Here is a 23,422-nt window from a genome sequence, read left to right on the forward strand (position 1 = left end):
AGCGGTACTTATTATGCTGCTTTGTTAGATGCTACCACAGGTTGTCAAAGTACAGAGAGATTACAAGTTACCATTAGTGTAACCGATCCGGGTACACCAACAACGACAGACACTACACAAGATTTCTGTTTGGTAAATGCACCAACGTTTGCGAGTATTCAAACCAATCAGACTAATGTGGTTTGGTATAGTGTAGTAACAGGAGGAACCGCAATTGCACCGACTACACCTTTAACTAGCGGTACCTATTATGCTGCTTTGTTAGATGCCACCACAGGTTGTCAAAGTACAGAGAGATTACAAGTTACCATTAGCGTAACCGATCCTGGTACACCAACAACGACAGACACTACACAAGACTTCTGTTTGGTAAATGCACCAACATTTGCGAGCATTCAAACCAATCAGCCTAATGTGGTTTGGTATAGCGTTGTAACAGGAGGAACAGCAATTGCACCGACTACGCCTTTAACTAGCGGTACCTATTATGCTGCTTTATTAGATTCTACCACAGGTTGTCAAAGTAATGTAAGATTACAAGTTGCGATTAGTGTAACCGATCCGGGTACACCAACAACGACAGACACTACGCAAGACTTCTGTTTGGTAACTGCACCAACATTTGCGAGCATTCAAACCAATCAGGCTAATGTGGTTTGGTATAGTGTAGTAACAGGAGGAACAGCAATTGCACCGACTACACCTTTAATTAGCGGTACTTATTATGCTGCTTTATTAGATGCTACTACAGGTTGTCAAAGTACAGAGAGATTACAAGTTACCATTAGCGTAACCGATCCTGGTACACCAACAACTACAGATACAACACAAGACTTCTGTTTGGTAAATGCACCAACATTTGCGAGTATTCAAACTAATCAGCCTAATGTAGTTTGGTATAGCGTTGTAACAGGAGGAACCGCTATTGCTCCGACTACCCCTTTAACCAGCGGTACTTATTATGCTGCTTTGTTAGATGCAACTACAGGTTGTCAAAGTACAGAGAGATTACAAGTTACCATTAGCGTAACCGATCCTGGTACACCAACAACTACAGATACAACACAAGATTTCTGTTTGGTAAATGCACCAACATTCGCGAGCATTCAAACCAATCAGCCTAATGTGGTTTGGTATAGTGTAGTAACAGGAGGAACCGCTATTGCTCCGACTACCCCTTTAACCAGCGGTACTTATTATGCTGCCTTGTTAGATGCTACCACAGGTTGTCAAAGTACAGAGAGATTACAAGTTACCATTAGCGTAACCGATCCTGGTACACCAACTACAACCGATACTACACAAGATTTCTGTTTGGTAAATGCACCAACATTTGCGAGCATTCAAACCAATCAGGCTAATGTGGTTTGGTATAGCGTTGTAACAGGTGGAACCGCAATTGCACCGACTACCCCTTTAACTAGTGGTACCTATTATGCTGCCTTGTTAGATGCTACCACAGATTGTCAAAGTACAGAGAGATTACAAGTTACCATTAGCGTAACCGATCCGGGTACACCAACAACTACAGATACAACACAAGATTTTTGTTTGATAAACGCACCAACATTTGCGAGCATTCAAACCAATCAGGCTAATGTGGTTTGGTATAGCGTTGTAACAGGAGGAACCGCTATTGCACCGACTACACCTTTAACTAGCGGTACTTATTATGCTGCTTTGTTAGATGCTACTACAGGTTGTCAAAGTACAGAGAGATTACAAGTTACCATTAGCGTAACCGATCCGGGTACACCAACAACGACAGACACTACACAAGATTTCTGTTTGGTAAATGCACCAACATTTGCGAGCATTCAAACCAATCAGGCTAATGTGGTTTGGTATAGTGTAGTAACAGGAGGAACAGCAATTGCTCCGACTACACCTTTAACTAGCGGTACTTATTATGCTGCCTTGTTAGATGCTACCACAGGTTGTCAAAGTACAGAGAGATTACAAGTTACCATTAGCGTAACCGATCCGGGTACACCAACAACTACAGATACAACACAAGATTTCTGTTTGGTAAATGCACCAACGTTTGCGAGCATTCAAACCAATCAGGCTAATGTGGTTTGGTATAGTGTAGTAACAGGAGGAACCGCTATTGCACCGACTACACCTTTAACTAGCGGTACTTATTATGCTGCTTTGTTAGATGCTACTACAGGTTGTCAAAGTACAGAGAGATTACAAGTTACCATTAACGTAACCGATCCGGGTACACCAACAACGACAGACACTACACAAGATTTCTGTCTGGTAAATGCGCCGACATTTGCGAGTATTCAGGTAAACGAGCCAAATGTAGTTTGGTATAATGCAACTAGTGGAGGAACCGCTTTTGCACCAACAGCTGCTTTAACGAGTGGTACTTTTTACGCAGGTATTGTGGATCCGATAACGGGTTGTGCAAGTAATACAAGATTACAAGTTACCATTAGCGTAACCGATCCAGGCACACCAACAACAACAGATACGACACAAGACTTCTGTTTGGTAAATGCACCAACATTTGCGAGTATTCAAACTAATCAGGCTAATGTGGTTTGGTATAGCGTAGCAACTGGCGGAACCGCAATTGCACCTACAACCGCTTTAACCAGTGGTACTTATTATGCTGCTTTATTAAACGCAACAACAGGCTGTCAAAGTGCTGTAAGACTGCAAGTGACCATTAGTGTAACCGATCCGGGTACGCCAACATTGGTAACTGCAGGAACTCAAAACTTCTGTCTGGTAAATGCACCAACGTTTGCGAGCATTCAAACTACTCAGACTAATGTAGTTTGGTACAGTGTAGCTACAGGAGGAACAGCAATTGCACCTACAACTGCTTTAACAAGTGGTACTTATTATGCTGCTTTATTAGATGCTACCACGGGTTGTCAAAGTACTGTTAGATTACAAGTAACTATTAGTGTAACCGATCCGGGTACACCAACTACAACCGATACGACACAGGATTTCTGTTTGGTAGACGCACCAACATTTGCGAGCATTCAAACCAATGAGACTAATGTGGTTTGGTATAGTGTTGCAACTGGCGGAACCGCAATTGCACCTACAACCGCTTTAACAAGTGGTGTTTATTACGCTGCTTTATTAAATGCTACGACAGGTTGTCAAAGTGCTGTGAGATTACAGGTTATCATTAGCGTAACGAATCCGGGCACACCAACAACGACAGATACGACACAAGACTTCTGTTTGGTAAATGCACCAACATTTGCGAGCATTCAAACCAATCAGGCTAATGTGGTTTGGTATAGTGTTGCAACTGGCGGAACAGCGATTGCACCGACTACAGCTTTAACTAGTGGTACTTATTATGCTGCTTTATTAAATGCTACCACAGGTTGTCAAAGTGCTGTTAGATTACAGGTTACCATTAGTGTAACCGATCCGGGTACACCAACAACGACAGATACAACACAAGACTTCTGTTTAGTAAATGCACCAACGTTTGCCAGTATTCAAACGAATGAGACTAATGTAGTTTGGTACAGTGTAGCAACAGGAGGAACAGCGATTGCTCCGGCAACAGCTTTAACGAGCGGTACTTATTATGCTGCTTTATTAGATGGAGCTACAGGCTGTCAAAGTGCTGTGAGATTACAAGTTGCCATTAGTGTAACCGACCCAGGTACACCAACGCTAGTAAATGCAGGAACTCAAAACTTCTGTTTAATAAATGCACCAACGTTTGCCAGTATCCAAACCACTCAACCTAATGTAGTTTGGTACAGTACTGCAACAGGTGGTACTGCCATTGCACCGACAACAGCTTTAACTAGCGGTACTTATTATGCTGCTTTATTAAATGCTACCACAGGTTGTCAAAGTGCTGTTAGATTACAAGTTACCATTAGTGTAACTGATCCGGGTACACCAACATTGGTAAATGCAGGAACTCAAAACTTCTGTTTGATAAATGCGCCAACGTTTGCGAGCATTCAAACTACTCAGACTAATGTAGTTTGGTATAGTGTAGCAACTGGCGGAACTGCGATTGCTCCGACAACAGCTTTAACGAGTGGTACTTATTATGCTGCTTTATTAAATGCTACGACAGGTTGTCAAAGTGCTGTGAGATTACAAGTTACAGTTAGTGTAACCGATCCGGGGACACCAACTACGACAGATACAACACAAGATTTCTGTTTGATCAATGCACCAACATTTGCGAGCATTCAAACGAATCAGGCTAATGTAGTTTGGTACAGTGTAGCAACAGGGGGAACAGCGATTGCTCCGGCAACAGCTTTAACGAGCGGTACTTATTATGCTGCTTTGTTAGATGCAACTACAGGTTGTCAAAGTGCTGTTAGATTACAAGTTACCATCAGTGTAACTGATCCGGGCACACCTACATTAGTAAATGCGGGTACTCAAAACTTCTGTTTGGTAAATGCACCAACATTTGCGAGCATTCAAACTACTCAAACTAATGTCGTTTGGTACAGTGCTGCAACAGGAGGTACTGCCATTGCGCCTACAACCGCTTTAACCAGCGGTATTTATTACGCTGCTTTGGTAAATGCTACAACAGGTTGTCAAAGTGCTGTAAGACTGCAGGTGACCATTAGTGTAACCGATCCGGGTACGCCAACATTGGTAAATGCAGGAACTCAAAACTTCTGTTTGGTAAATGCACCAACGTTTGCAAGTATTCAAACTACTCAGACTAATGTAGTTTGGTATAATGCAGCAACTGGCGGAACAGCGATTGCTCCGACAACTGCTTTAACCAGTGGTACTTATTATGCTGCTTTGTTAGATGCAACTACAGGTTGTCAAAGTGCTGTTAGATTACAAGTTGCCGTTAGTGTAACCGATCCCGGCACACCAACAACGACAGATACAACACAGGATTTCTGTTTGATCAATGCACCAACTTTTGCCAGTATTCAAACGAATCAGGCTAATGTAGTTTGGTACAGCGTTGCAACAGGAGGTACTGCCATTGCTCCGGCAACCGCTTTAACCAGTGGTACTTATTATGCTGCTTTGTTAGATGCTACAACAGGTTGTCAAAGTAATGTAAGATTACAAGTTACGATTAGTGTAACCGATCCGGGAACACCAACATTAGTAAATGCAGGAACTCAGGACTTCTGTTTGATCAATGCGCCAACTTTTGCAAGCATTCAAACTACTCAGACTAATGTAGTTTGGTACAGTGCTGCAACAGGAGGTACTGCGATTGCACCTACAACCGCTTTAACTAGTGGTACTTATTATGCTGCTTTAGTAAATGCTACAACAGGTTGTCAAAGTGCTGTGAGATTACAAGTGACTATTAGTGTAACCGATCCGGGTACACCAACATTAGTAAATGCGGGAACTCAGAACTTCTGTTTGATCAATGCGCCAACGTTTGTGAGCATTCAAACTACTCAGACTAATGTAGTTTGGTACAGTGCTGCAACAGGAGGTACTGCCATTGCACCGACCACAGCTTTAACCAGTGGTACTTATTACGCTGCTTTGGTAAATGCCACCACGGGTTGTCAAAGTGCTGTGAGATTACAAGTTGCCGTTAGCGTAACCGATCCGGCCACGCCAACTACAACAGATACGACACAAGATTTCTGTTTGGTAAATGCACCAACGTTTGCGAGCATTCAGACAAACGAAGCAAATGTGGTTTGGTATAGCACTGCAACTGGCGGAACAGTTATAGCACCAACAACAGTTTTAACCAGTGGTGTATATTATGGAGCTGTAAAAGATCCGGCAACAGGTTGCGAAAGCAGTGTGAGATTGTTAGTTACGATTACAATTGGAAATCCGGCAAACCCGACAACTACAGATACCACACAAGATTTCTGTTCGGTAAATGCTCCGACAGTTGCCAATATTCAGGTAAATGAAGCTAATGTAGTTTGGTACAGCACTGCAACAGGCGGAACAGCAATTGCTCCAACAACGGCTCTGACAACAGGAGTTTACTATGAAAACATTATTGACCCGGTAACAGGTTGCGAAAGCCCAACTCGTTTGATGGTTACAGTTACTATAGTTAACCCAAGTGCAACGCCAACTACAAGTGCAGGAACGCAAAACTTCTGTACATTAAGTGCGGCAACAGTTGCTAACATCCAGGTAAATGAAGCTAATGTAGTTTGGTACAGCACTGCAACAGGAGGCACAGTACTTCCATCAACAACAGCTTTAGTAACCGGTACCTATTATGGAGCAGTTTCAAGCGCAATTGGATGCGAGAATTCGCTAAGATTAGCAGTTGTGGTAAATGTTAATGCGCCAGATATAGTGACAACACCAAGTACAGCACAAAAATTCTGCTTATCAAAAGCACCAACAGTATCAGATATAGTGGTAAACGAGCCTAATGTAGTTTGGTACAGTACCGCGACGGGCGGAACAGCCTTAGCGGCAAACACACCACTTGTAGCTGGAACGTACTATGCAACAGCGCTAAACAATACAACGAATGGTTGTGATAGTGCTGCCAGATTAGCAATAACTGTTTCTTTTGAAAATGATGCTTTAGTACAATTGGTGTCAACAGACGATACACCATGTGTTTTCCAAAATGTAACGTATTCAATAGCAAATGGAAAATCAAATTATGTTTGGTCAATTACCAACGGAACAATTACTAATGGCGGAGGAAACGCAGACGGATCTGTAACAGTTTCATGGTCTGATATTGGTCCGGGTACAGTTTCTGTCACTTATATTAATACTTGTGACGAAACAACAACTAAAACATTAAACGTTACAGTTGCTACATGTTCAGATCTAACGATTACGAATACAGTAAATAATCCAAGACCTAATTTTGGTGATCAGGTAACCTTTACAGTAACAGTAAACAATGTTGGAGAAGGTAGTTTTATAAATACAATAGTTAGTGATTTATTGCCTAGTGGTTATGATTTAGTTAGTGCTTCTACCACTTCAGGTTCTTATAATAACGCAACACAGCTTTGGACAATTCCAACTTTAAATGCCGGACAAAGTGTTACGTTAACTATAGTAGCCGAAGTATTATCAAGCGGTAATTATCTAAATGTGGCAACTATAGAAATCTCGACTCCGTTAGATGTTGATGCATCAAACAATTCAGCTTCGGTTTCTGTTGAACCAATATGTTTAACAGTTTACAATGAATTTACTCCAAATAATGATGGGGCAAACGACTTGTTCAGAATCGATTGTATCGAAACACATCCAAACAACGAGTTAAAAGTTTTCAATAGATACGGCGCATTAGTGTACAAAAAAGTACATTATGAAAACAATTGGGACGGAACTGCGAACGTTTCCGGGGTTGTTAATAAAGGAGATATGTTGCCAACAGGTACTTATTTCTATGTAATAGACACTGGAGACGGAACGATTAAAAAAGGCTGGTTATCTATTATGAGATAAGCTTCGATTAATCATCTAATTAATTAACTAAATAAGTATCGTTATGAAACTATATATAAAATTATTAGAAACGTATTTCATTCTAATATGTTCTTTTATTACATTTTGTGCGAGCGCACAACAGGATCCACAGTACACACAATATATGTACAACACTATGGCGATAAATCCGGCTTATGCCGGATCTACCGGAACTTTAGAAGCAACACTTTTGCATCGTTCGCAATGGGTTGGAATTTCCGGTGCTCCGGAAACACAATCGTTTTCTGCTCACATGCCACTTCGAAACGAGAAAATTGGTGTAGGGTTAAGTGTCGTAAATGACAAAATTGGCCCTTCAAACGAATTGTATCTTGATGGAAACTTCTCTTATTCATTACCATTGGGTTATGAAAAAAGATTAGCATTTGGTTTGAAAGCAGGTTTTAGAATGTTGGATATAGATTGGTCTAAAGGGAGATTTTATGACAATAATGATGTTTTGTTAAATCAAAATATTAGCAACCAGATGAAACTGGCAGTTGGAGCGGGAGTTTATTACTACACCGACAAATGGTATGTTGGATTTTCAGTTCCAAGCTTCATTCAGAATGATTATTACGATGATGTACAGGAATCGATAGAGTATGATCGTTTGCATTATTATTTAGTGGGAGGATATGTATTTGACTTAAGTCCTAATTTAAAATTTAAACCGGCATTTTTAGTAAAAGCAGTAAATGGAGCTCCACTTACTGCTGATGTGTCGGCGAATTTTATGATTGCGGAAAAATTTGTAGTTGGAGCTGCCTACAGAACAGATGATTCTGTTAGTATATTGGCTGGTTTTCAAATTTCAAAAAGCTTTTACCTTGGCTATGCTTTTGATTACACGGTTAGCCAGTTAAACAAGTACAACGATGGTACACATGAATTTATTCTGCGTTATCAGTTTACTAAAAGTCAAAGTAAAATTAAATCTCCTAGATTCTTCTAAAAATGAAGCTTATGAAAAAATTGTATATCCTAAGTTTATTCGTGAGTTTTACGGTTAGTTTTGCTCAAACGAATTTAAAGAAAGCGGACGCGCTGTTTAAAAACTTTTCTTATTTAGACGCTTCAAAAGCCTATGAGGAATGTTTGCAAAACATCAAGAGTCCTTCAGCACAAACTTTAAAGAATGCTGCCGATTCGTATTATTTTAATTCTGACGCAAGAAATGCCCTCAAGTGGTACAGGAAATTATACGAAGTACAAGGCAATAATCTAACAGATATTTACTATCTCCGGTACATTCAATCTATGAAAGCTGTCATGGATTATGATGAGGCAGACAGAGTAACCAAAGAATATTTAAATAAAAAAGGAGATCAGAAAGAAATCAAACGATATGTGACTCAGAAAACCCAAATGGACAGTCTGGCTAAAGCGAAATCTCTTTACAGCATTAGAAATTTAGATATTAATACCAGTAAATCTGATTTTGGAGCCACTTACTTTGTAGATAAAATAGTATTCTCTTCTGCCAGAGACACCACAAAATTTGGTGAGAAGCTGTACAGTTGGAACAATCAGCCCTTTCTGAATTTGTATATGGCCGACAAAAATCCTGCTGATGGAAGTTTGTTTAACGAAACAGTATTTCTGGCTAACGTAATGACTAAATATCATGAAGCGACAGCCACTTTTGACAGTAGTGGAAAAACAATTTACTATTCGACAAATATTGTAAAGAAAAACAAACTGGTTGTTGATGAAAACAAAATCAACAATTTTCAAATTATCGAGGGAAAAATAGTCAATAATAAATTAGAGAATCCGCAAAAAGTGTTTTTTGACAGTGATGACTATTCTGTTGGGCATCCTTCTTTAAGTGATGACGGACAGTTGCTTTTCTTTGCCTCAGATATGCAGGGTGGATATGGAGAAACAGATTTGTATTATGTAAAAATTGCAGCCGATGGTACAATGAGTTCTCCTGTAAATTTAGGACCAAAAATTAACACAATAGGAAATGAAGTTTTTCCTTTTTTTAGAAACGGGGTTCTTTATTTTTCTTCAGACGGACATTATGGTTGGGGAGATTTGGATATTTATGAAAGTAAAATGTTTTCAGACGGAAGTTTTTCAACACCCAGAAATCTGGGAGCTCCCATAAACAGTAACAAAGATGATTTTTCTTTTATCATTGATAAGGCCGGTGAAATGGGTTACATCTCTTCCAATAGAGAAGGAGGAAAAGGAGACGACGATATTTACTCTTTTACAAAAGGACAACCAATTTGCAACCAATCGATATCCGGTCTGGCAGTAGACAGAAAAACCAAATTGCCGCTTGAAGATGTTGTAATTACGGCTTACAATCCGTATAGTGAAGTGCTGGGGGAGACAAAAACCAATTATGAAGGGAAGTATGCAATAGAAGTTCCCTGCAAAAAAAATGTCAAATTGGTTGCCTCAAAAATGAACTATAGTAGTGATGAAAAAACAGTTGAAACTACAAATGTAAACGGAGGAGAAATCAAAGATGTTAATTTTGAACTTAGTAATTACGACGACTTGGTAGTGAAGAAAAAAGGAGTTGAAAAAGTAGATGTAAAACCAATCTATTTTGATTATGATAAGTACGATATTACACCTTTGGCAATAGAAGAACTTACTAAGGTTGTATTTATCATGCAAAAATTCCCTAAGATTCGTATCAAGATAGAGTCGCACACCGATTCTCGTGGAAAGGATGCATACAATATGGTACTTTCAGATAAGAGAGCCAAATCTACCCAGAATTATATTATATCTCAGGGTATTGATGCTTCCCGTATAGAAAGTGCAATAGGTTATGGGGAAAGCAGATTAATTAACAGATGTAAAAACGGAGTAAAATGTACAGAAGCGGAACATTTATTAAACAGACGCTCTGATTTTATCATTATCCAGAAATAGTTTTGTATTTCTTTAGGAATATTTTAATTAGTAGCCTGAAAATGCAAAACGAAGATACCATTGGAAGTTGGTTTTTATTAATTCTTTTTTTAAGAATGATGGACAAGAAGGAAATCAGGTTGTATGAATTTACAGCCTGATTTTTGGTTTTTTAAAACTTTCATTTTTTAATGTTTTTCAATAAAAATAATCCTAATTTTGAGGTACAATTAAACGACATTACAATCTGTATCATTTTAGTATTTTATGAGCATTCAAGAGACCATTCAAGCATTACGAAACGAACTTAATCAGCACAATTACAATTATTATGTACTTGACAATGCTACAATTTCGGATTATGAATTTGATGTCAAACTAAAAGAACTTCAGGACTTAGAGAATAAGAATCCTGAGTTTTTTGATGAAAATTCGCCAACGCAGCGAGTGGGAGGTACTGTTACCAAGAATTTTCAAACTATTGCGCATCAGTACCGCATGTATTCTCTGGATAATTCATACTCTAAAGATGATTTGGAAGATTGGCAAACCCGAATCCAAAAGGTACTTGGGAATGTTGATTTGCAATATACTTGTGAACTAAAGTACGATGGAGCTTCGATAAGTATTACGTATGAGAACGGAAAATTGGTTCAGGCTCTGACCCGTGGAGATGGTTTTCAGGGAGACGATGTAACAAATAATATTAAGACCATAAAATCAATTCCGCTACAGCTAAAAGGGAATTACCCGGATAAATTTGATATCCGTGGAGAAATCATCCTTCCGCATGCCGGTTTTGAAAAAATGAATCAGGAGTTAATCGAAATTGGTGAAACACCCTATTCAAACCCAAGAAACACCGCTTCAGGAAGTTTAAAATTACAGGACAGTGCTGAGGTTGCCAAACGTCCGTTAGAATGTTTGCTGTACTTTGTAACCGGTAATAATTTGCCTTTTTCTTCCCAGTTTGAAGGGTTGGAATCTGCCAGAAAATGGGGGTTTAAGGTGCCAAACGAAGCCAAATTAGTTAATAATCTGCAAGAAGTTTTTGATTTTATCGATTATTGGGACGTTCATCGTCATGAGTTGCCTTATGAAACAGATGGAGTAGTAATAAAAGTAAACAGCATTCAGCACCAGGAAGAACTAGGTTATACTGCAAAATCACCACGTTGGGCAATTGCTTATAAGTTTAAATCAGAACAAGTTTCAACCAAACTAAACTCGATTTCGTATCAGGTTGGTCGTACAGGAGCCATTACACCGGTGGCAAATTTAGAACCTGTTCAGTTAGCGGGAACCGTTGTAAAAAGAGCTTCTTTGCATAATGCAGATCAGATTGAAAAATTAGATATAAGAATTAATGATACTGTTTTTGTCGAAAAAGGAGGGGAAATTATCCCTAAAATTATTGCCGTAGATTTAGAAAAACGTCCGGAAAATTCGGAAGTAACATTATATATTACGCATTGTCCGGAATGCCAAACCGAGTTGGTGAGGAATGAAGGCGAAGCCAATCACTACTGTCCTAATTTTTATGGATGTCCACCGCAGATTATCGGGCGAATCCAACATTATATTTCAAGAAAAGCAATGGACATAGAAGGTCTTGGCGGCGAAACAGTTGCTTTGCTTTTTAATAACGGATTGGTGCATAATTATGCCGATTTATACGAATTGACAGTAGAGCAGATTTTGCCTTTAGAAAGAATGGCGCAAAAATCGGCTGAGAATCTGGTAAATGGAGTTCAAAAATCAAAAGAAATTCCATTCGAGAGTGTCTTGTTTGCATTAGGAATTCGTTTTGTTGGTGAAACAGTAGCAAAAAAACTGGCTAAACATTATAAAAATATTGAAGCATTAAGTAAGGCCTCGCTAATGGATTTAATTTTAGTAGATGAAATTGGAGAAAGAATCGCGAAAAGTGTTATTGAGTTTTTTGAAAATCAGGAGAACCAAAGTATAATTGAACGTTTGAAAAATTATGGCGTTCAATTTGAAATTGTCGAAAAAGTGAATCCGAATGCCACCGATAAATTTGCAGGAAAAACATTTGTTGTTTCAGGTGTTTTTGCTCAATTTTCGCGTGATGAATTAAAGAAAGCGATCGAGGATAACGGTGGAAAAGTGGGAAGTTCAATTTCTGCAAAAACAGATTTTGTGATTGCGGGAGATAATATGGGACCAGCCAAATTGGAAAAAGCGAATAAATTAAATATTCCGATATTATCGGAGGAAGACTTTATAAACAAATTAAATGAAAGCGAATAAACCGTCTTTGATTTTATTTTTTCTAGCCTTATTCTTTACAATCATTTTTGGTTGGACGGGACAGGATTTCTTGGTAATCTATACCAAATCGATCGTTCTTCCGGCTATTTTTATTTATTTTCTAATTAGCAGCGATTTTAGAATCGGTAAAATAGAAAGTCTAATTTTTTTATTTTGTTTTATAGGTCAGATCTTTGAGATAATGGCCATTGAAATTTCTGAGGTTGGTGGTGTAGTGAGCTTTTTGATTGTTTATCTTTTGCTGTTATTAATTTTTGTACGGGAGCACGAAAAATTAAAACTAACCAGAAAAGATGTTTTGCCAATAGCCATAATTATTATATTTCTGGTGTATCTGTTGGTTTCCATATTAAACATGCAGTTCTATAATATGAAGCGGTTTATTATTCTTTATACGATCTACGGAATTGTTTTGGGCTTTGTCAGTTATTTTTGTTTTGCGAGTTACATCACAAAAGGAACTCATATCGCATTACTGATGTCGTTAATGGCTATCAGTTATATGTTCTCGGATATATTTTATGTTTTTAATGAATATTTTTCCTATTCAGTTGTCCTAGGGTTAATTCGCGATACTACTCAAATTTTAGCCTACTATTTTATGGTAGAATATTTTTTAGAGAAGATTAAAGTCCAGAAGAAAATGAGGTCACACTAAACTCCGTTGTTTGATAAAAAACAAACTCGGATTTCTTTAGAGTGTGACCAAAAGTTTAGACGAATTTGTAATTAATTCGGGATTACGGGGTTTTCAGATACTTCACCAGTAATAACATCAATTGTTTTGTACGTGTAAAGCAGTATTTTGTTTTCAAAAAAGTTACTCGAGAATCTTCCACGAAATTGGTACCCTTCAATTTGTTTTATAATTTCTCCGGTTGTTGCATCAATAACATATTCGGCTCCCCATTGATTTGTTTCGGTTGAAGAGGTGTATACGGCTAAATTTTGTCCGTCTTCGGTTTGAAATATTGAGGAACAATTAATGCGCCCACCTTGTTCTCCTAAAAAATTAAAGTCTTTGCTCCATTTAATTTTATAATTTCTGTCGAGGCAATACAAAACATTTGTTTCTGTGATCAAATAAATAAAAGCAGCATCAACAGAAAATTTTATTTGACTGATTATTTCTTTAATGCCCAATTTAATCGTTTCGGTATGACCAGTTTTAAAATCGAACAGATAGCAAGTGTCTTTGCTTTTTTCGCAAGGAGCGATAAAAGTATCGTTTAGAACATCTAAATCTCCTTTATAAGTTCTTATTTGTTTCGGTAGTTCAGCGGTGATTTGCTGAAGCGATAAATCATAACAGAAAGGTTTCTTTTTGTCGGCAACAATTAGAATTTTATCTCCTTTAAGATTAAATTCAACATCGTAAACATAATAATCGTTCGTATTTAATAATACGTTTTGATTTTCATGCTCTATAATTGCCAGATCGGTTCTATAGGCTCTTTTGTAAGATGAAATTGCTGTAATAGCAATTCTTTTTCCATCTGTTGAAAGTCCTTTTGCATCCCAGTCGGGATAATTGTTTACATATTTCTTTTCCTGAGTAGTAAAGTCAAATATGAAAAGCCCATTTGGGTTGTTTGGTTTTCTTTTTTCAAACAACCCAATTTTAGTATGTTTGTTTACAATCATAGTATAGCAGGGCTCATTAGTGTGTTATACAACAATTGATCTGCCGTGATTGCTGTGTGCTTTATCTTTGTCAAAATAGAAATCAATTCGGCCTAAGTTAATTCCGTAACAACCTACTTGATTAACCAGTACTTCTGTGCCGATTTTGTTTTTTACAATAGTCGGTTTATCTAAAAAGGTATGTGTATGTCCGCCAATAATTAAATCAATATCCTGAGTCAATTGCGCTAATTTTAAATCGCAGATTCTTGAAGGTTCATTTTTATAGTCATAACCCAAGTGAGAAAGACAGATGACAAGATCGCATTTTTCTTCTTTTTTTAATATTCGGGTCATGTCCTGAGCAATTTCTACAGGATTGTTGTAGACAGTTTCTTTATACAGCTGTTTGTCAACTAAACCTGCAAGCTCAATTCCAAGACCGAAAACGCCTACTTTGATTCCGTTTTTATTAAAGATTTTATAAGGTTTTACCAGTCCGTTCATAACGGTGTTTTTAAAATCATAATTAGAGCAAATAAAATCAAAAGTAGCATGAGGCATTTGTACGTGTAAACCATCAAGTCCATTATCGAAGTCATGATTTCCGATCGTTGATGCATCGTATTTCATCATGCTCATCAGTTTAAATTCAAGTTCACCCCCGTAGTAATTAAAATAAGGAGTTCCCTGAAAAATATCACCGGCATCTAATAAAAGAACATTCGGATTTTCTTTGCGAATGGTTTCTATAAGCGCTGCTCTTCGAGATACACCACCTTTATTGGCGTTGCGTGGATCATCGGCAGAAAAAGGATCAATATGGCTGTGAACGTCGTTGGTATGTAAAACAGTTAAGTGTTTAATATCGGTGCTTTCAAAACTGCTTAACGATAAACCTAAGCTTAATAAAGCGGTGCTGGCAGCTGTTTTTTCGATAAATTCTCTTCTTTTCATTGGTGTCTTTTTTAGCTGTATGCTGAGGTATTAAGTGTAATTTAAATTGAATTATTCTTCTGTTATTCGGATGTCTTTCGGCACCGGAACCGTATCGACTTCTCTGAAGTAATCAATCAGCGCATCTCGAAGTTTGTAATTCAAATCAAATTTCTGAGTAGTTTTTAAGAAAAATTTCATGCTGTCTCCGGCACTTGCCAGATAATCGTTGGTAGCAACGTAATATACTTTGTTTAGATCAAGTGGTTTTCCCTGAACAAGTATATTTGTTGGAGTTTTATCTTTAGAGATTGTAAAAGTCATTCCCGATAATGGGTGAGCTTTTTTCTCCTTAATAATATAAGCGGCCATTTCTGAGATTTGCTGTCCCTTTAAAGCCAGAACCACCAAACTGTTTTCAAATGGCATAATTTCAAAAGCCGTTCTTTTGGTAACATTACCCTTTGGTAAAATAGAACGTATGCCGCCATGATTTAAAAAGCACAAATCAATATCTTTTTTCTCACGAGCGTTAAAAACGATATTTCCTCTTTTTAAGCAAATATCAGTCATTAGATTACCAATAGTAGTTTGCCATTTACCGGTACTTTTTTCCAGTGTTTCCGGGCAATACGCTAAAATACTGTCTAAATCTTTATTGATATTGTTGCGATAGGGAGCAATGAAAGTTTCGATTGCAGGAGTTAGTGAAGCTTTCTCTGTTATCGGAAGCTGTTTCCCTTCTATCTTCGTTAAATTGTAGTTCTTGCTACAAGAACATATAAAAAAAAGTGTTAAGAATATAACAAAAAGTTTTAAAACCCCGTTATACTTTTTTAGTTTTACCATCTTAAATGCGACTTAAATAATTAATTTTGTAATCTCGTAAATGTACTATGTTTTTAAATTACATAAAGGAATTTTTTATAAAAAAATCATTAAAAAATAACTGGCGTAGCTTAAAAAACGAAGTATTTACAAGTAATGTACAAACAATTGGTTTACTGGTTGATGAAACGAAGTTTAGCCATTCAAATGAGCTGATAAAAGAGTTTGTTTCGAATGGAATCAGCCCCGATAACATAAAAATTGTTTCGTATAGCGATAAATTTAAGGAGAAAACAACGTACACAAGCCCCACATTCGGTAAAAAACACATCAATTGGAAGGGAGAAATTACGGCCGATTTCTTAACCGAATTTATCGAGACAGAATTTGATCTTTTGATTAGTTATTATGACATCGAAAAAGTGATTTTGATGCTGATAACCGCTAAGTCAAAAGCGAAATTTAAAGTGGGTTTCGCATCAGTCGATAAAGAATTAAACCGATGGATGATAGATACTGCTATAGAAAAATATAAACTTTTCGTTTTCGAATTGTTTAGGTATTTAAAGAACATTAAATAAAATATAAAGTAGAATATGCAATCATTAATAGGAACTGGTGTTGCTCTGGTAACTCCATTTAAAAAAGACTTTTCAATTGATTTTGAAGCATTACAACGAATCGTAAATTTTTCGATCGATGGAGGAGTTGAATACCTTGTTGTTATGGGGACCACGGCAGAAAATGCTACCTTGTCTCAAGAAGAAAAAGAGTTGGTTATAAATGCGGTTGTTGAATATAATAAAGGAAGATTACCACTTGTATTGGGTGTTGGAGGTAATAATACGGCACAATTGGTTGAAGAATTGAAGACCAGAGATTTTTCAGCATTTGAAGCTATTCTTTCTGTTTCTCCTTATTATAACAGACCGACGCAAGAAGGAATCTATCAGCATTTTAAAGCAATAGCCGAAGCTTCTCCTATACCTGTAATATTGTATAATGTACCGGGAAGAACAGCAAGTAATATGTTGCCTGCAACTGTGGTTCGTTTGGCTAATGATTTTGAGAATATAGTAGCCATAAAAGAAGCAGCAGGAGATGTGGTACAAGCGATGCAGTTGATTAAGAATGCACCAAAGGATTTTTTGGTGATTTCAGGTGATGATATGATTGCTTTACCGATTGTTTTGGCTGGTGGAGCGGGAGTAATCTCCGTAATCGGGCAAGGTTTTCCTAAAGAATTTTCAGAAATGATCCGTTTAGGATTGAATAAAAAAGTAAATGAAGCGTTTAAGACACAGTACTTTTTATCGGACTGTATTGATATGATTTTTGAACAAGGAAACCCTGCCGGAATCAAACAAGTATTCAAAGCCCTTGGTATTGCTGAGAATACAGTACGTTTGCCATTGGTGTCTGTAGACGATGTATTGGCGAACAAATTGAATGAATTTGTTAAAAAAAGCATTAAAGTAGAGCAGGAATAACGGTATTTTATGATACCAAAAAAAATATTTTGTAGTAGCTAAATTAATAACTAAATTTGCCACCGGAACTTCGGTGTGATTTTGCTTTGGCATAAGGGTCTGAGTAATCATAATAAAAGTAATAAAATGAAAAAAATAGTATCTCTATTAATTGTTGTTGCCCTTTTTTGTTCTTGTAGTGATTACCAAAAAGCATTAAAAAATGATGATGTTGCAGCAAAATTTGAAGTAGCAACAAAAATGTATGAGGCTGGAAAATATTCAAAGGCAATTCGTCTTTTTGAACAATTAGCACCTACATATAGAGGTAAACCTCAGGCTGAAAAGTTGTTTTATATGTTTTCTCAGTCTTATTATAAGACCAAACAATATTATTTAGCAGGATACCAGTTTGAAAGTTTTGTTTCTGGTTACCCACGAAGTGAGAAAGTGCAGGAAGCTGCTTTTCTTGGGGCATACAGCTATTCAAAATTATCACCTGTTTATAGTTTAGATCAGACAGATACAACAAAAGCATTGGAGAAATTGCAAGGCTTTATTGATATGTATCCAAATTCAGAATACATTGGTCAGGCAAATGATGCAGTGAAAATTTTAAACGGTAAGCTGGAGAAAAAAGCATACGAAAATGCCAAAGGATACAATTTGATTTCAGATTATAAATCGGCACTAATTGCTTTTGATAATTTTATTGCTGATTTTCCGGGAACACCTTTTAAAGAAGATGCATTGTTCTATAAATATGATTCTGCATACAAATTGGCAATAAACAGTGTTCCGGCAAAAATGCAGGAACGCTTAAATGTGGCAAAGGTAGCGTACGGTAACTTAATTAAGTTTAAAAGCGATACCAAGTACAAAGAGAAGGCTGAAGAAATGAACGCCAGAGTTGAAACGGATTTACAAAAATTTACTAAATAAAATAAAGTCATGGATTTAAAAAAGACGAATGCTCCTGTAAACACAATAACTTACAATAAAACAGTTATTGAAGAGCCAACAGGAAATGTGTATGAGGCAATTACCATTATGGCTAAAAGAGCAAATCAGATTAATTCTGAAATCAAAAAAGAATTAACTGAAAAGTTAGAAGAGTTTGCTACTTACAATGACAGTCTTGAGGAAGTTTTTGAAAATAAAGAGCAAATCGAAGTATCTAAATTTTACGAAAAATTACCTAAACCACACGCTTTAGCTGTTCAAGAATGGTTAGACGGTAAAACTTACCACAGAGGTACAAATAAATAATAGTATAATGTCAGTTTTAAACGGAAAAAAGATTCTACTGGGAGTTTCCGGTGGAATTGCAGCGTATAAAACAGCATCATTAGTACGACTTTTTATAAAAGCAGGTGCACATGTCCAAGTGATCATGACACCTGCTTCTAAGGATTTTGTAACGCCACTTACGTTATCTACACTATCCAAAAATCCTGTACATTCCAATTTTTTTAATCAGGATGATGAAGATGCTGTTTGGAACAATCATGTCGAATTGGCACTTTGGGCCGATTTAATGCTTATTGCTCCGGCAACCGCCAATACATTATCTAAAATGACAACCGGTAACTGCGATAATCTTTTGATTGCAGCTTACTTATCGGCTAAATGTCCTGTTTACTTTGCTCCGGCGATGGATCTGGATATGTACAAACACCCTTCTACAATTGCAAGTTTTGAAGCTTTAAAGCAATATGGGAACAGTATGATTCCTGCAGAAAACGGAGAACTGGCAAGTGGTCTTTCCGGAGAAGGCAGAATGGCTGAACCTGAAAATATTATTGCATTTCTTGAAGCTGATTTAGAAAGTAAATTGCCTTTAAAAGGAAAAAAAATACTAATTACGGCCGGACCAACATACGAAGCAATAGATCCTGTGCGTTTTATAGGAAATCATTCTTCAGGAAAAATGGGATTTGATATTGCAAATACAGCTGCAGATTTGGGAGCCAGTGTTGTTTTGGTTTCGGGACCTACCCATTTTAAAGCAAAAAATACATCTGTCAAAGTTGTAAATGTAGTGTCAGCGCAGGAAATGTATGACGCTTGCCATGAGCATTACGATGGTGTTGATGTTGCTATTGCAGCAGCAGCAGTTGCTGATTATAAACCTAAAATTGCTGCCACACAGAAAATAAAAAAAGCGGCTGATGATTTTTCGATCGAACTCGAGAAAACAAAAGATATTCTATTGTCGCTTGGCAATACTAAGAAAAATCAATTTTTAATCGGGTTTGCATTAGAAACTGAAAATGAAATTGAGAATGCTAAGTTGAAAATTCAGAAAAAAAACTTAGATTTGATTGTTTTAAATTCCTTACAAGATGAAGGTGCCGGTTTTAAGAAAGAAACCAATAAAATTACTTTTATTGATAAAAATTTTAAAATTGAGCCTATGGAATTAAAAGCAAAAGAATTAGTTGCTGTTGATATTTTGAATAAAGTGATTTCACACTTTTCATAAAGAGCACTATTGATTTTAAATCAAATAACTGAATTAAAAATTAGCGCGGTTGTATTTCGCTAAAAGCAAATATTATTTTCGTATGAGTAAAAAAGTAGTTACAATCTTAGTATTTTTGATTTTTGGCTTTTCGCAGGCACAGCAGTTAAATTGTACTGTAACTCTAAATACGGAAAGGCTGGCAACCCCGAATCAACAGGTTTTTAAGACACTTCAGACTTCTTTGTCTGAATTTGTAAATAAAACCGATTGGACAGGATCTGTTTTGAAACAAAACGAACGCATCAATTGTTCGATGTATATTACCCTGTCATCGTATAGTTCAGATCAGTTTTCGGGAACAATTCAGATACAGGCCTCAAGACTGATCTATAATTCGACTTATTCCTCTCCGATTTTTAATTATAACGATAAAGATTTTAGTTTCCGATATACAGAATATGAACCTTTATTGTTTAATCCGACCACTTTTGAATCTAATCTGGTGTCTGTAATTTCTTTTTACAGTTATATGATTTTAGGAATAGATGCTGATACGTTTCAGATGGGCGGAGGAAGTTCTTATCTCGAAACAGCTCAGAACATTGCAAACGTTGCACAACAAGGCGGTTATAAAGGATGGAGCCAGGCTGATGGAGTGCAAAACCGTTATTTCTTAATAAATGATATGCTTTCTCCTACCTATAGCGATTTAAGACAAACAATGTCTTTGTACCACTCCGGTTTAGACGGTATGAGCCAGGATTTAAAAGCGTCAAAAGAAAAAATTAAATCTTCTATACTGCTTATTGCAAAAGTAAATTCGGTTAAACCTAACGCCTTTCTGACCCGGATATTTTTTGACGCCAAATCAGACGAGATTGTTTCTGTGTTTTCAGGCGGTCCCAGTATTCCGGTCACTGATTTAACGGATGTTTTAAACAGAGTTTCGCCATTGAATTCTACGAAATGGTCGCAGATTAAATTTTAGCCGTTTTCCGGATTTTAGTTCCCATATTACTATTTTTTATACTTATTTATTTCTCTTATGATTACTTCATTGTCAATTAAAAATTATGCTCTGATTGAAAAACTCGCTATTGATTTTTCAAAAGGATTTTCGATAATTACGGGAGAAACAGGGGCAGGAAAATCAATTATTCTGGGAGCAATAGGCTTGGTTCTTGGTAAAAGAGCCGATCTGACCTCATTAAAAAACAAAGAAGAAAAATGTGTTATTGAAGCACAATTCGAAATTTCTAAATACAATCTGAAAGAGTTTTTTGAAGCTAACGATCTCGATTATGAAGACGAAACTATCATTAGACGCGAAATATTGCCTTCGGGAAAATCGCGTGCTTTTATTAATGACAGCCCGGTAAATCTTCAGGAATTACAGGATTTGAGTCTGTTTTTGATTGATATTCATTCTCAACAGCAAACTCAGGAGCTTTCTGATGAAAGTGTTCAGTTTAAAATAATTGATGCAATTGCTGCTAATGCAGAGGTAATTGCTTCTTATCAAAAACTTCTTAAGACTTACAAATCCGATAAATCTAAACTAAACGCTTTACTGAAAAAGCAAAGCGATTCAGGGAAAGAACAGGAATACAATACTTTTTTATTAAACGAATTGGTTTCGGCTAAATTAAAATCAGGGGAGCAGGAAGAACTGGAAGCTGATTTTGAAAAGCTGAATAATGTTGAAATTATAAAAGAATCAATTGATAAATCGTTGGCGATTGCAAATGAAGAACAATTTGGCGTTTTTCATAATCTGAACGAAATCAAAACTTCTTTGCAAAAAATAGCACTGTTTTCTCCGGAATATCAGAGCTTGTTTGAGAGAATTACAAGTGTGGCAATTGAATTTGATGATGTTTCCAAAGAATTGCAAAACGCTTCGGAGAAATTGTTAAATGATCCTGAGAAGTTAGAATTAACCAACCAGAAGTTGCAATTGATTTACAACCTTCAAAAGAAACATCAGGTAACTACTGTTGATGAATTGCTTCAAATTCAGAGCAATCTGGAAAGTGCAGTTATTGAATTAGGAAATATAGAAGAAGAGATTGCGGTTTTGTCACAGTCAATAGAACAAAAAGCACTCGAATTAGATGCTTTTTCGGTACTAATTCACCAGAATAGAGAGAATGCCATTCCGGTTTTATCCAATCAGTTAATTTCGATACTTGAGACGTTAGGAATGCCAAATGTTCGTTTTAAAATGGAACTTTTGCCTTCTGAAACGTATTTTCAAAATGGAAAAGACGAATTGCAATTTCTGTTTTCTGCCAATAAAGGAACTGATTTCGGATTGCTTAAAAAAGTGGCTTCCGGAGGAGAAATGTCCCGTATTATGCTGGCAGTGAAAGCAATTTTGGCACAGTACTCTAAATTGCCTACTTTGATTTTTGATGAAATTGATACCGGAGTTTCAGGTGAAATTGCCATCAGAATGGGGGAGATTATGAAAGAAATGAGTGCTACCATGCAGATATTTGCTATTACGCACTTACCGCAGATTGCTGCAAAAGGAGATTCTCATTTCAAAGTCTTCAAATCTACGATTGCGGATGATACTCAATCAGAATTAAAATTATTGGCTCAGGACGAAAGAGTTACAGAAATTGCTCAGATGCTTTCGGGAGCGAATATTTCTGATTCTGCGTTAAATCATGCAAAAGAATTACTAAATTAAATATTTAATTTATATTTGCTCAGTAACTTTATATATAATCGATGAAAAGAAAAATTACTGTTTTTTGTTTTTTGTGCTTGTTTATTATCCAGATAAATGCTCAGGATGGTAACCAGAATGTTGTAAGTTCTGAATTAAATACGAGTGGAACTTCTTACTTAGTAAAAGATTATCCGCAAGGCGTTTATCCTACACTTGATGATCTTCTTCAAAAAAAAGGGATAAATATGGGTGATGCTATAGAGAGAAAACTTGTTTTTGGGCGTAAAAGCAATGCTATCCCTAAAGATGTTGTTGCTAATCAGGTTTACTTTTACTTTAAAAGAGACAGTGTTATGGTGAATAAATATGATGCAATATCGTATAACGGTAATTTGTATATTCAGCAAAGATTGATTAAAAAGTTAGCCGCTAAAAAAGATAAAAATCAAGAAGGTAATGATCTGAATTCTTATCACAGGGTTATAAATGATGGTAAGTTCTGGTATTTTGAAGGACCTTATGCAAACATGTGGTCTAAAGCTTTTGCGTATGGAGCAGGAGGAGCGGTTGGAGGAGCTATTGGTTCTAATTTAGGTTCATTGAAAGGAATTGTATTTAGCCTTGAGAAAAAAGAATTTAATTTAATAAGAGATTGTGAAGGTTTGAATCTTATTATTGAGGAATATAAGGGAACCAAGATAGAGTGTAAGGATAAAGAGGTGAGCATTTTGGTTGTTCGTGAGAATATCGATAAAATTATTAAGTAATACTGTATTCAATAGTATTTCGGCATAAAAAGAATAAAGCTAAAATTGAAAT

At 36.6% G+C, this 23,422-nt stretch carries 16 protein-coding genes; 13 read left to right on the plus strand and 3 right to left on the minus strand.

The window, feature by feature from the left end:
* Nucleotides 1-21: 21 nt before the first annotated feature.
* The 5 genes from G3A47_RS18785 (at nucleotide 22) to G3A47_RS18805 (ending at nucleotide 13,258) form a co-directional block, all read left to right on the plus strand.
* Nucleotides 22-7,404 (plus strand): Ig-like domain-containing protein, encoded by a 7,383-nt coding sequence (locus G3A47_RS18785; RefSeq protein ID WP_243860513.1) that lies wholly within the window; start codon nucleotides 22-24, stop codon nucleotides 7,402-7,404.
* 43 nt (nucleotides 7,405-7,447) lie between these two features.
* Nucleotides 7,448-8,380, plus strand: a complete 933-nt coding sequence (locus G3A47_RS18790) for a PorP/SprF family type IX secretion system membrane protein (RefSeq protein ID WP_166925172.1) — start codon at nucleotides 7,448-7,450, stop codon at nucleotides 8,378-8,380.
* An 11-nt stretch (nucleotides 8,381-8,391) separates the two neighbouring features.
* The gene (locus G3A47_RS18795) at nucleotides 8,392-10,326 is read left to right on the plus strand and encodes an OmpA family protein (protein WP_166925174.1); all 1,935 of its coding nucleotides are present in this window, start codon (nucleotides 8,392-8,394) and stop codon (nucleotides 10,324-10,326) included.
* A gap of 246 nt (nucleotides 10,327-10,572) precedes the next feature.
* The gene (gene ligA / locus G3A47_RS18800; protein WP_166925175.1) at nucleotides 10,573-12,579 is read left to right on the plus strand and encodes an NAD-dependent DNA ligase LigA; all 2,007 of its coding nucleotides are present in this window, start codon (nucleotides 10,573-10,575) and stop codon (nucleotides 12,577-12,579) included.
* Nucleotides 12,566-13,258, plus strand: a complete 693-nt coding sequence (locus G3A47_RS18805) for a hypothetical protein (RefSeq protein WP_166925177.1) — start codon at nucleotides 12,566-12,568, stop codon at nucleotides 13,256-13,258. The genes ligA and G3A47_RS18805 overlap by 14 nt, the downstream gene beginning before the upstream one ends.
* 71 nt (nucleotides 13,259-13,329) lie before the next feature.
* On the opposite strand, the gene G3A47_RS18810 is transcribed toward G3A47_RS18805, so the two are convergent.
* From G3A47_RS18810 to G3A47_RS18820, 3 genes are read right to left on the minus strand one after another with little or no spacing between them, the layout of a single operon-like run.
* Nucleotides 13,330-14,244 (minus strand): hypothetical protein, encoded by a 915-nt coding sequence (locus G3A47_RS18810; protein WP_166925178.1) that lies wholly within the window; start codon nucleotides 14,242-14,244, stop codon nucleotides 13,330-13,332.
* Nucleotides 14,245-14,268: 24 nt separating this feature from the next.
* Complete coding sequence (locus tag G3A47_RS18815; protein WP_166925180.1) at nucleotides 14,269-15,180, minus strand: bifunctional metallophosphatase/5'-nucleotidase; 912 nt, start codon at nucleotides 15,178-15,180, stop codon at nucleotides 14,269-14,271.
* A 51-nt stretch (nucleotides 15,181-15,231) separates the two neighbouring features.
* Nucleotides 15,232-16,008, minus strand: coding sequence for a 5'-nucleotidase C-terminal domain-containing protein (locus G3A47_RS18820; RefSeq protein ID WP_166925182.1), 777 nt, complete (start codon nucleotides 16,006-16,008; stop codon nucleotides 15,232-15,234).
* A 47-nt stretch (nucleotides 16,009-16,055) separates the two neighbouring features.
* Between G3A47_RS18820 and G3A47_RS18825 the strand changes: the two genes are divergently transcribed.
* The 8 genes from G3A47_RS18825 to G3A47_RS18860 all read left to right on the plus strand — a co-directional run bounded on the left by G3A47_RS18825 (nucleotide 16,056) and on the right by G3A47_RS18860 (nucleotide 23,370).
* The gene (locus tag G3A47_RS18825; protein ID WP_166925184.1) at nucleotides 16,056-16,568 is read left to right on the plus strand and encodes a DUF6913 domain-containing protein; all 513 of its coding nucleotides are present in this window, start codon (nucleotides 16,056-16,058) and stop codon (nucleotides 16,566-16,568) included.
* A gap of 15 nt (nucleotides 16,569-16,583) precedes the next feature.
* Nucleotides 16,584-17,477, plus strand: coding sequence for a 4-hydroxy-tetrahydrodipicolinate synthase (gene dapA, locus G3A47_RS18830; RefSeq protein ID WP_166925186.1), 894 nt, complete (start codon nucleotides 16,584-16,586; stop codon nucleotides 17,475-17,477).
* 126 nt (nucleotides 17,478-17,603) lie between these two features.
* Nucleotides 17,604-18,398, plus strand: coding sequence for an outer membrane protein assembly factor BamD (locus G3A47_RS18835; protein ID WP_166925188.1), 795 nt, complete (start codon nucleotides 17,604-17,606; stop codon nucleotides 18,396-18,398).
* A gap of 9 nt (nucleotides 18,399-18,407) precedes the next feature.
* Entirely contained in the window at nucleotides 18,408-18,725 is a 318-nt protein-coding gene (locus G3A47_RS18840; RefSeq protein ID WP_047779281.1) for a DNA-directed RNA polymerase subunit omega, read from the plus strand.
* 7 nt (nucleotides 18,726-18,732) lie between these two features.
* On the plus strand, nucleotides 18,733-19,941 hold the full coding sequence (gene coaBC / locus G3A47_RS18845; protein WP_166925190.1) for a bifunctional phosphopantothenoylcysteine decarboxylase/phosphopantothenate--cysteine ligase CoaBC: 1,209 nt from the start codon (nucleotides 18,733-18,735) through the stop codon (nucleotides 19,939-19,941).
* A gap of 82 nt (nucleotides 19,942-20,023) precedes the next feature.
* Nucleotides 20,024-20,911: a type IX secretion system protein PorD gene (gene porD, locus G3A47_RS18850; RefSeq protein ID WP_166925192.1), complete on the plus strand. Its 888-nt coding sequence runs from the start codon at nucleotides 20,024-20,026 to the stop codon at nucleotides 20,909-20,911.
* Between the two features lie 57 nt (nucleotides 20,912-20,968).
* Nucleotides 20,969-22,621, plus strand: a complete 1,653-nt coding sequence (recN, locus tag G3A47_RS18855; protein WP_166925194.1) for a DNA repair protein RecN — start codon at nucleotides 20,969-20,971, stop codon at nucleotides 22,619-22,621.
* A gap of 41 nt (nucleotides 22,622-22,662) precedes the next feature.
* On the plus strand, nucleotides 22,663-23,370 hold the full coding sequence (locus G3A47_RS18860; RefSeq protein ID WP_166925196.1) for a hypothetical protein: 708 nt from the start codon (nucleotides 22,663-22,665) through the stop codon (nucleotides 23,368-23,370).
* Nucleotides 23,371-23,422: the final 52 nt, after the last annotated feature.

It is taken from the genome of Flavobacterium poyangense (assembly GCF_011751075.1).
Lineage (GTDB): Bacteria > Bacteroidota > Bacteroidia > Flavobacteriales > Flavobacteriaceae > Flavobacterium > Flavobacterium poyangense.

What these genes read in the sequence shown, in the direction of transcription:
- G3A47_RS18790 (WP_166925172.1), top strand. Translation starts at nt 7,448, where the DNA reads ATGAAACTATATATAAAATTATTAGAAACGTATTTCATTCTAATATGT.
- G3A47_RS18795 (WP_166925174.1), top strand. Translation starts at nt 8,392, where the DNA reads ATGAAAAAATTGTATATCCTAAGTTTATTCGTGAGTTTTACGGTTAGT.
- ligA (WP_166925175.1), top strand. Translation starts at nt 10,573, where the DNA reads ATGAGCATTCAAGAGACCATTCAAGCATTACGAAACGAACTTAATCAG.
- G3A47_RS18805 (WP_166925177.1), top strand. Translation starts at nt 12,566, where the DNA reads ATGAAAGCGAATAAACCGTCTTTGATTTTATTTTTTCTAGCCTTATTC.
- G3A47_RS18810 (WP_166925178.1), bottom strand. Translation starts at nt 14,244, where the DNA reads ATGATTGTAAACAAACATACTAAAATTGGGTTGTTTGAAAAAAGAAAA.
- G3A47_RS18815 (WP_166925180.1), bottom strand. Translation starts at nt 15,180, where the DNA reads ATGAAAAGAAGAGAATTTATCGAAAAAACAGCTGCCAGCACCGCTTTA.
- G3A47_RS18820 (WP_166925182.1), bottom strand. Translation starts at nt 16,008, where the DNA reads ATGGTAAAACTAAAAAAGTATAACGGGGTTTTAAAACTTTTTGTTATA.
- G3A47_RS18825 (WP_166925184.1), top strand. Translation starts at nt 16,056, where the DNA reads ATGTTTTTAAATTACATAAAGGAATTTTTTATAAAAAAATCATTAAAA.
- dapA (WP_166925186.1), top strand. Translation starts at nt 16,584, where the DNA reads ATGCAATCATTAATAGGAACTGGTGTTGCTCTGGTAACTCCATTTAAA.
- G3A47_RS18835 (WP_166925188.1), top strand. Translation starts at nt 17,604, where the DNA reads ATGAAAAAAATAGTATCTCTATTAATTGTTGTTGCCCTTTTTTGTTCT.
- G3A47_RS18840 (WP_047779281.1), top strand. Translation starts at nt 18,408, where the DNA reads ATGGATTTAAAAAAGACGAATGCTCCTGTAAACACAATAACTTACAAT.
- coaBC (WP_166925190.1), top strand. Translation starts at nt 18,733, where the DNA reads ATGTCAGTTTTAAACGGAAAAAAGATTCTACTGGGAGTTTCCGGTGGA.
- porD (WP_166925192.1), top strand. Translation starts at nt 20,024, where the DNA reads ATGAGTAAAAAAGTAGTTACAATCTTAGTATTTTTGATTTTTGGCTTT.
- recN (WP_166925194.1), top strand. Translation starts at nt 20,969, where the DNA reads ATGATTACTTCATTGTCAATTAAAAATTATGCTCTGATTGAAAAACTC.
- G3A47_RS18860 (WP_166925196.1), top strand. Translation starts at nt 22,663, where the DNA reads ATGAAAAGAAAAATTACTGTTTTTTGTTTTTTGTGCTTGTTTATTATC.